The sequence below is a fragment of the Acetobacter okinawensis JCM 25146 genome (genome assembly GCF_000613865.1).
In the GTDB taxonomy this organism is placed as follows: domain Bacteria; phylum Pseudomonadota; class Alphaproteobacteria; order Acetobacterales; family Acetobacteraceae; genus Acetobacter; species Acetobacter okinawensis.
Window position 1 is genome coordinate 1 of record NZ_BAJU01000068.1, and the last position, 7,851, is coordinate 7,851.

Here is a 7,851-nt window from a genome sequence, read left to right on the forward strand (position 1 = left end):
CGGTGCGGTCATGCGGGGTTCTGGCAGGGGCCGGGTCGGGTCGTGTCCGAGCGGCGTATCCCTTCTCTCCTTGGCTGTTGCTGGCCTTATGCCAGCCAATGGAAAAAGCGGCAGGGGTGGGCGCGCAGGAGCGCGGGCCTGCCCGGCTTGGCCTTACACGGCTGTATTCCCCCTGCGCGGATCGTGCAAGGATTCATGTGGGGGTGGTCCGGGCTGCAAAGCCTGTCCAAAGTGCGGTGTGCTGGGGGTGTGGGACCGGCTTTTTGGCCGCGGGTCTATGGGCTTCGGGTTTAATAGCATGATTTTGCATGATCTTTGGCAGGGGCGGGCTGTCGCTGGCCAGCCCCGTGCGTGCCTTGTGTGCGGGCAGGTGGTGCATGCGGGGGCAAAAAAAGGCTTTTGGGCATGGGCCGGGGCAGGCTACATGGGCATTGAATGTGATGGCCAGCGCGCCTATTCTTATGGCACAAAGGCTATGTGATGGCCCCGCACCCCGTGCAGGGCCGATCAATCAGGGGTACGCAGGTATATGAGCAACCGCCTTAAGGCGAGCAACGGGCATGGCGGTGTGGCCTGCCAGCATGGCGGCACTGTGGCGGTCTCTCCGGCCCGTAAGGGGCGGGGCTGCGGCATGCCACGGTGGGCCAGAGCCTTTATGGCTGCCGTTTTTGTGCTCTCCCTGTTTGTGCCGCTCGCGCCCGCTCATGCCATTTCGGTGCGGGTGAAGGATATTGTCGATTACGAAGGCGTGCGGGACAACCAGTTGGTCGGCTACGGGCTTGTGGTGGGCCTGCATGGCACCGGCGACCGTCTGACCAATATCATCTTCACGCGTGAGACGTTGATCAGCATGCTCAACCGTTTGGGCGTGAACATCCGTGACCGCGAAATTCAGTTGCAGACGCATGACGTGGCCGCCGTTATGGTCACCGCGACCCTTCCACCGTTTTCGCACGGGGGCGGGCGGATTGACGTGACCGTCTCCGCCGTGGGTGACGCGCAGGACCTGACCGGCGGCACCCTGCTGGTCACCCCCCTGCAGGCAGCGGATGGTGAGGTCTATGCCGTGGCGCAGGGCTCGCTCGTGACCAACGCCTTTACTGCAGGTGGGCAGGCCGCCACGGTTACGCGGAACATCCCTACCAGCGGGCATATTGCCAACGGCGGGGTGGTTGAACGTGAGGTGCCGGTCAAACTGGGCGAGACAGGGGTGATCCACCTCTCGCTCCACAACCCCAATTTTACCACCGCAACCCGTGTGGCCGAGGTGATCAACCGCAGCATTGGCCCGCGTATGGCGCAGGTGGATGACCCGCGCACCATTGCCGTGGACCTGACCGGGCGCAACGCATCGCTCATCCTGTACCGTATTGGTGATTTACAGATCGAGCCGGACACCATGGCCAAGGTTGTGGTGGACGAGGCCAGCGGCACCATTGTTATGGGTGACAGCGTGCGGATCAGCACCGTGGCCATTGCACAGGGCAACCTGACCATTCAGGTGACCGAAACCCCACAGGTGGTCCAGCCTGCGCCCTTTTCCAACGGTGTGACCGCCGTGGTGCCACGGACACAGGCCAATGTGAGCACGGACAGCTCGCACAGGCTCGGTATCCTGCGTGAGGGGCCAACGCTGGCCAGCCTTGTTGCGGGTATGAACGCGCTGGGTATGGGCCCGCGTGACATGATCGGCATTTTGCAGGCCATCAAGGCCGATGGCGCTCTTCAGGCAGATCTGGAGGTCAGGTAGTCAGGTATGAGCACAATAGGCAGTGTGAGTGCGGCTCAGGTGGCGGCAGCCAGAGTGCGGCAACCCAGAATACCACCAGCCAGAACACCGGCTCCTCCCAGTCGGGGCTGAGTGCCAAGATGCTGGAGAAAATCCGCCAGTCCGCCGTCGATTTCGAGGGTGTGACCATCGGCGAAATGCTCCAGCCGATGTTTGATACGATCGATACGTCCAGTGGCCTGTTTGGCGGCGGTGCGGCGGAAGCCCAGTTCCGGTCGATGCAGGTGCTGGAGCTGGGCAAGCAGATTGCCAATAATGGCGGCATTGGTCTGGCCGACAGCGTGTACCGCCAGATGCTGGCCATGCAGGAAACCGCCCAGCAGGAAAAAACGCAGCAGAAGAAGGCCGACCATGACGCGTAAGCCCGAAGACCTGCAAACCCGCCTGCTACAGGCTCTTGGTGCCGTCAGCGCCCTGCTGGAGCAGGAGAACGCCCTGCTCACATCAGCCAGTGGCAGGATGTGGAAAAACTGCTGCCGCGCAAGCGTGAGTTGATGCAGGCCCTCCACAAGCTGCTCCCTGCTGCCAAGGCGCAACCCCTGACCGCCGAGCAGCGCAGCGCGCGCATCAGCCCCGAGACAGAGGCTGCCTTCAAGCACTTCAACACGCTGGTGCGCACCAATGACGCCCTGCTGCAAAGTGCCATGGCAGCGCAGGATACGCTGATCAAACTTGTGCTTGAAGATGCCGTGCAGGTGCAGCGCACGGGTTATGGGGCATCGGGTGGGTACGCCATGGGTGCCCACACCAGTGCACTGGCCCTGCGGAGCGACGTCTAGCCCCGTAGTCGCCGGGCATAGACTGCCCGGTACACCTTTGCCATTCTTATACGCCCGGGTGGACGGCGCTTACCAGTAAGCGCCGGTGACCTTGCGTGGCTGGTCGCCTGCGGGGTCAGCCCCTGCGTACCATGCGCTCCAGTCCCACAAAAACGTGTCGCGCCGGTTTTCTGCCGTCATGCTTGCCAGTTCATCCACGATCGGTGTGGGCTGCTTGTTTTTGCCCCGCATCTGTGCGGCGTCCATGTCCCGCAGGGTGCGGAAGGCGGTCTCGGACCCCATGTACACACACCCGCAGCCCAGTGGGTCCGCGTACAGATAGATCGGGCCGGAGGGGGATGGCCGGTAGGTCAACTGCCCCGGTGGCAGCAGGTTCATCATGGCGTAGCGCGCGGTGGTGTCAGCCTGATGGGCAATAAACCCTGCCTCGGACAGGGTTCTCCCCTTTTCCAGGTACGGGGCGGCGGGGGACATGCACCCCGCCAGCGCCAGACACCACAACCCGGTTGCGGCCTGCGCCACCCGTCTTGCGCTGCGGGGTGCGGCCTTGGGGAGGAGGGGGCTGCCTGTATGCATCTGCCGGGTTCCGTGATGAAAAAGAGGGGATTTTTACAGTGCGGGAACAGCCGCGTCTGCCATGCACAGGGGCGGCACGCAGGCGTAGGCCTTGATGGTTGAGTAGTGCAGGCTCATCAGCTGTTCAAGCGTTTGCGCTGGAGCGCCACCTTCATGCGGGTTGGCGGCGGGTACCGTGGTGCTGGTCAGGGGCAGGCATGCCTTGATCAGCTTGTCCGCGCCGGAGGGGGAGATGGCATAGCCACACACGCTCTGCGTGGACATGAGCGGGAAGGCAAGGGAGGTCACATCCATCTCGCTCAGGGCTGCGGCCTCACGGGCGGAGTAGGGGGGCTGCACAGCCCCTGTAAACAGGGCCAGATCGGGCAGGATGTCCAGCTGGAGCGTTGCCCCCGGCGTATTACCCCACAGGACAAAGTCCCAGTCCTGCGGCAGGCTGGCCAGAATGCGGGTGCTCTCGGCTTCAAAGTTGGCGCACAGCACGGCATTGCCAGCAAACACATGGGCGGCGGTCTGGTGCTGCGCCACATTGCCCCAGAGCGAGACATGGGAGAGTGCCTGCGCAAAAGCGGCGGGCGTGAACAGACATTCGGCAGAGATAAGGTTCATCTGCTGCATGGCCTGCACGTCCAGCCCCTGCACATCTACCCCGACCGAGCGTACAAGGTCGGGGACATGGGCGTTCAGGCGTGTGAATCGCTCGGTCTGTTCAGTCGCGGCGTCACTGCTGATGAAGAACTTGAACATCTGGGGGTCCTGATCTGGTGACGCGAGCGCAAACGCCGCGCAATGAATGAAAGAACAGACACCGCCGCAGCGTGGCAAAGACGCAGCAGCGGTGCCGGAATTGAATGGACGCCAGAATAGGGCAGACGGGGGCGCATGGAAAGCCTTGGGGCATACCAAACCTGCCCGGGCATATTCCTGTGGCTTTGTCGGGTGCAAAACCGTATAATAGCCCAGCTTATACGCATTTGCGGGTCATAGACAGCCAGGGCCCGGTGCTGGTGTGTGAACACGTAAAGGATTTGGACTGATGAGCGTTAGCGGGATTTCGCCGGTAAGCCAGTATCTGACGGCCCTGAAGAATGAAGAAACCGCCGCCTCCACCTATGCCAAAACAGATGTGACCACCAAGCAGGCCTCCGCCGCGTTTGAGGAGGCCGCAGCTACCATTACCACCGTTGACGCGCTGATGAAGAACTACTCGGCGCTTAACGTGGTGCTGGGTGCATATGGCATGGGCTCGTATTCCTCCGCCACGGCGCTGATCAAAAAACTGCTGACGCAGGACCCGACATCCTCCACATCTCTGGCCAAAAGCTCAAGCAATGCAACATGGCTGGCTTTTGCCGATGCGTTCAAAACATGGGGGCAGGGCGGTGGCAGCGTGCAGACCAGCCCGCTGACTTCCTCCACCATTACGTCCATTGTCAACGAATACGAGACCGACACGGATACGTCGCTCCAGAGTGACCTGACGACCTTCAAAAGCGCGGCCCCCAGCATTACCACCGCCTCCGCCCTGCTGGCCAACACCACGGTGCTGGATGTGGTGCTGACGGCTTACGGTATGGATTCGCTTGAAGGTGATACGTCGGTCCTGACCTCCCTGCTGACGCAGGACCCGTCCTCCTCCACGTCGCTTGCGCAGACATCGGGTAACTCGGCCTGGCTGATGTTTGCCACCGCGTTCCAGGACATGGGCAAAAATGGTGGTACGGCCACGGCATCGCCCTTTACCTCCACCACAATGACCAGCATTACCCAAGGGTACAGCATTGCGGTCAATTCGGCAGTGGATAACAACATCACCGCCTTCAAGGCCGAGGCTGCCACCATCACCTCCGCCTCCGACCTGCTTAATAATGACACTGTGCTGTCCATGATCATGTCCACCTACGGGCTTGATTCCAGCACGGATAACAGCAGCATTCTGAGCGCGCTGCTGACACAGGACCCGACCTCCTCCACGTCGCTTGCGCAGACGTCGGGCAGCACCGCGTGGCAGGACTTTGCCACGGCGTTCAAAAGTCTCGGGCAGAACAACGGTACGGCCACGTCCACGCCGTTTACCTCTGCGACCATCAGTTCCATTGCGTCAAAGTACACAAGCGTTATCGACAGTGGCACCACAAGTGCCATTGCCTCCTTCAAAAGCGATGCGGCAGGGATCACTTCCGTCAGCAGCCTGCTGAGCAACAGCACGGCCCTGCAGGTGGTGCTGGGGGCTTATGGCCTTGGCTCGCTGGCCTCGGACCCCGCCGTGGTCAAGACCCTGCTGACGCAGGACCCGGATTCCTCCACATCGCTGGCCCAGACATCGGGCAACACGGCGTGGCAGGCGTTTGCGCAGGCCTTTAAGGCATGGGGGCAGAACAACGGGCAGGGGGCTATTATGTCCACCTCCTTTGTGGCGTCCCTGACGTCGAGCTTCCAGTCCAACACCGACGCACTGGTCCAGTCGGGCGTGGCGAGCTTTGAGAGCGCGGCAGGCTCCATCACCACCGCTTCCGCCCTGCTGGCCAATACGGCGGTGCTGAATGTTGTGACTGGTGCATACGGGGTGGATGCCTCGAACAATGAGGTCACGCTGCTGACCTCCCTGCTGACGCAGGACCCGACGTCCTCCACATCTCTGGCCAGTGCGTCGGGCAATTCGTCATGGCAGAGCTTTGCCACTGACTTTGAGGTCTGGGGGGCAAACGGGGGGAGTGTGAGTGCTACACCGTTCACGTCCACAAAGATCCAGAGCATTGTAGAAGATTACCAGATGCGCCAGTACGAAAGCAGCACGGCGCTGAGTGATAACGGCGTGGGTAATGCCCTGTACTTTACCCGTACCATGAGCAGCATTACCTCCCTGTCCCAGCTGATGTCGGACCCGACCCTGCTCACGGTGGCGGAGACTGTATCGGGCTATGACCCCGACCAGTTTGGTGCGCTGGACTATGACCAGCAGGTGCGTCTGCTGTCCAAAAAAATAGATTTTACCAAGCTGTCCACCCCCAAGCAGATCCAGCAATATGCCGAGCAGTATCTGGCCATGTTGCAGATCAACCCGCAAACGCCCGATACGCCTGCCTCCCTGCTCGACCTGTTCGGGAGCAGCAGTGATGATGACATCCTCTCCCTGTTCGGGGATAGCAGCGATGATTCATCGGGTGATCTGTACTCCAGCCTGTTCTAGGCCCGCAGGCTCCACCCCGGCTGTATGGGGTGGAGCGGCATAACCCCCTCTCTGTCTGGTTGGTAACGTGAGTTCGGACCCGCATTCTCCCTCGCCTGTCGATGTCTCCGTTTCTGCCCTGTCCGGTGTGCTGGATGCGGTGCGCGGGGCCATTGCCAGCCCACGCCATGACGTGCCAGTCGGGGTGCTGGAGGGGCGTGTGACCGGGCTTTCGGGCCTGTCCGTCTCGCTCAGTGGTCTGCGGGATTTTACGGGTGTAGGCGACCGCGTGACCATTTACGGGCTGGATGGGCGGCAGACGCAGGCCGAAATTGTGGCCTTTGCGCAGGATATTGCCATAGCCATGCCCTTTGGCTCGCTGGAGGGGATTGGCTCGGGCTGCCGTGCCACCTTCCGCCTGTATGATCAGGAGCAGCGCCGCTTAAGGGCGGGGGGTACGCTCATGGTCAATGCCGCGTGGCAGGGCCGGGTGGTGGACCCCATGGGCCGCCCGATGGATGGCAAAGGTCCGCTCCCGTCTGAGGGCACGGCCCAGCGGCTCCATGCTGCCCCGCCAGAGGCCGCCATGCGTGCCCGCCTTGGTCCGCGCATAGACCTCGGTGTGCGCGCACTCAACCTGTTTACCACCTGCCGCGAGGGGCAGCGCCTTGGCCTGTTTGCGGGCTCGGGTGTTGGTAAGTCCACCCTTATGGGCATGCTTGCGCGGGATACGGCGTGCGATGTGGCGGTGATTGCGCTGGTGGGTGAGCGTGGGCGCGAGGTGCGCGAATTTGTGGAGGATGATCTGGGGCCGGAGGGGCTGGCCAAGTCGGTTGTGGTTGTGGCCACGTCTGACACATCCCCCCTTATGCGGCGCGAGGCCGCCTATGCGGCCATGGCCGTGGCCGAGCACTTCCGCGATCAGGGCAAGTCGGTGCTGATGCTGATGGATAGCGTGACCCGCTTCTGTCAGGCGCTGCGCGAGATCGGGCTGTCCTCGGGCGAGCCACCGGCTACGCGCGGTTACCCGCCCAGCGTGTTTGCCGAGCTGCCCCGCCTGCTCGAACGCGCAGGTCCGGGGCTGATGGACGAGAACGGCCATGCAGGGCAGATGACCGCCATGTTCTCCGTACTGGTGGAAGGGGACGACCAGAACGAACCCGTAGCCGATGCCGTGCGCGGTATTCTGGATGGGCACGTGGTGCTGGAGCGGCGCATTGCCGAGTCCGGGCGTTACCCTGCGGTCAATGTGCTGCGCTCGCTCTCCCGCACGGTGCCGGGGTGCCTGACGGAGGAGGAGGGCGAGCTTGTGTTGCAGGCCCGCTCCTGCCTGTCCACCTGGGATGAGATGCAGGATATGGTCCGCCTTGGCGCGTACCGACCCGGCAACGACCCGCGCGTGGACGAAGCCATTCGGGTGGCTCCGGCGGTGGAGGAGATGCTCAAGCAGCGCAAGGGCGAGCGTGCCACCCTGGCCGAAAGTTTTGATGCCCTGCGCGGCGCGCTCTCCTAGCTGATCAGGTATGAGCAGCGCGCGA

The 7,851-nt window shown here is 62.5% G+C and carries 9 protein-coding genes; 7 read left to right on the plus strand and 2 right to left on the minus strand.

The annotated features are described in order from the left end of the window. From JCM25146_RS22640 to JCM25146_RS20020, 5 genes are all read left to right on the plus strand, one after another. On the plus strand, positions 1-481 hold a 481-nt coding region (locus JCM25146_RS22640), incomplete at its 5' end, for a hypothetical protein (RefSeq protein ID WP_159102014.1). Positions 482-655: 174 nt separating this feature from the next. Beyond that, the gene (locus JCM25146_RS14990) at positions 656-1,750 is read left to right on the plus strand and encodes a flagellar basal body P-ring protein FlgI (protein WP_242401182.1); all 1,095 of its coding nucleotides are present in this window, start codon (positions 656-658) and stop codon (positions 1,748-1,750) included. A gap of 119 nt (positions 1,751-1,869) precedes the next feature. Beyond that, positions 1,870-2,151, plus strand: a complete 282-nt coding sequence (locus tag JCM25146_RS14995; RefSeq protein WP_025829030.1) for a rod-binding protein — start codon at positions 1,870-1,872, stop codon at positions 2,149-2,151. Further along, positions 2,141-2,284, plus strand: coding sequence for a hypothetical protein (locus JCM25146_RS22645; protein ID WP_159102015.1), 144 nt, complete (start codon positions 2,141-2,143; stop codon positions 2,282-2,284). Before JCM25146_RS14995 ends, JCM25146_RS22645 begins: the two co-directional genes overlap by 11 nt. Continuing rightward, entirely contained in the window at positions 2,251-2,568 is a 318-nt protein-coding gene (locus tag JCM25146_RS20020) for a hypothetical protein (protein WP_148299116.1), read from the plus strand. The genes JCM25146_RS22645 and JCM25146_RS20020 overlap by 34 nt, the downstream gene beginning before the upstream one ends. A gap of 69 nt (positions 2,569-2,637) precedes the next feature. Here JCM25146_RS20020 and JCM25146_RS23065 read toward each other — a convergent pair whose 3' ends face one another. Then, complete coding sequence (locus tag JCM25146_RS23065) at positions 2,638-3,144, minus strand: hypothetical protein (RefSeq protein WP_025829033.1); 507 nt, start codon at positions 3,142-3,144, stop codon at positions 2,638-2,640. Between the two features lie 33 nt (positions 3,145-3,177). Further along, positions 3,178-3,891, minus strand: a complete 714-nt coding sequence (locus tag JCM25146_RS15015) for a hypothetical protein (RefSeq protein ID WP_025829035.1) — start codon at positions 3,889-3,891, stop codon at positions 3,178-3,180. Positions 3,892-4,180: 289 nt separating this feature from the next. Here JCM25146_RS15015 and JCM25146_RS15025 point away from each other — a divergent pair, with 289 nt between their 5' ends. Continuing rightward, a complete protein-coding gene (locus JCM25146_RS15025; RefSeq protein ID WP_025829037.1) occupies positions 4,181-6,334 on the plus strand; it encodes a DUF1217 domain-containing protein in 2,154 nt (717 codons plus the stop codon). Positions 6,335-6,473: 139 nt separating this feature from the next. After that, a complete protein-coding gene (fliI, locus tag JCM25146_RS15030) occupies positions 6,474-7,826 on the plus strand; it encodes a flagellar protein export ATPase FliI (protein WP_035372774.1) in 1,353 nt (450 codons plus the stop codon). The last annotated feature ends 25 nt before the right edge of the window (positions 7,827-7,851 follow it).

Excerpts from the sequence above, each read along its gene's own strand:
- JCM25146_RS23065 (WP_025829033.1), bottom strand. The coding sequence starts at position 3,144 with ATGCATACAGGCAGCCCCCTCCTCCCCAAGGCCGCACCCCGCAGCGCA.
- JCM25146_RS15015 (WP_025829035.1), bottom strand. The coding sequence starts at position 3,891 with ATGTTCAAGTTCTTCATCAGCAGTGACGCCGCGACTGAACAGACCGAG.
- JCM25146_RS14995 (WP_025829030.1), top strand. The coding sequence starts at position 1,870 with ATGCTGGAGAAAATCCGCCAGTCCGCCGTCGATTTCGAGGGTGTGACC.
- JCM25146_RS14990 (WP_242401182.1), top strand. The coding sequence starts at position 656 with ATGGCTGCCGTTTTTGTGCTCTCCCTGTTTGTGCCGCTCGCGCCCGCT.
- JCM25146_RS22645 (WP_159102015.1), top strand. The coding sequence starts at position 2,141 with ATGACGCGTAAGCCCGAAGACCTGCAAACCCGCCTGCTACAGGCTCTT.
- JCM25146_RS15025 (WP_025829037.1), top strand. The coding sequence starts at position 4,181 with ATGAGCGTTAGCGGGATTTCGCCGGTAAGCCAGTATCTGACGGCCCTG.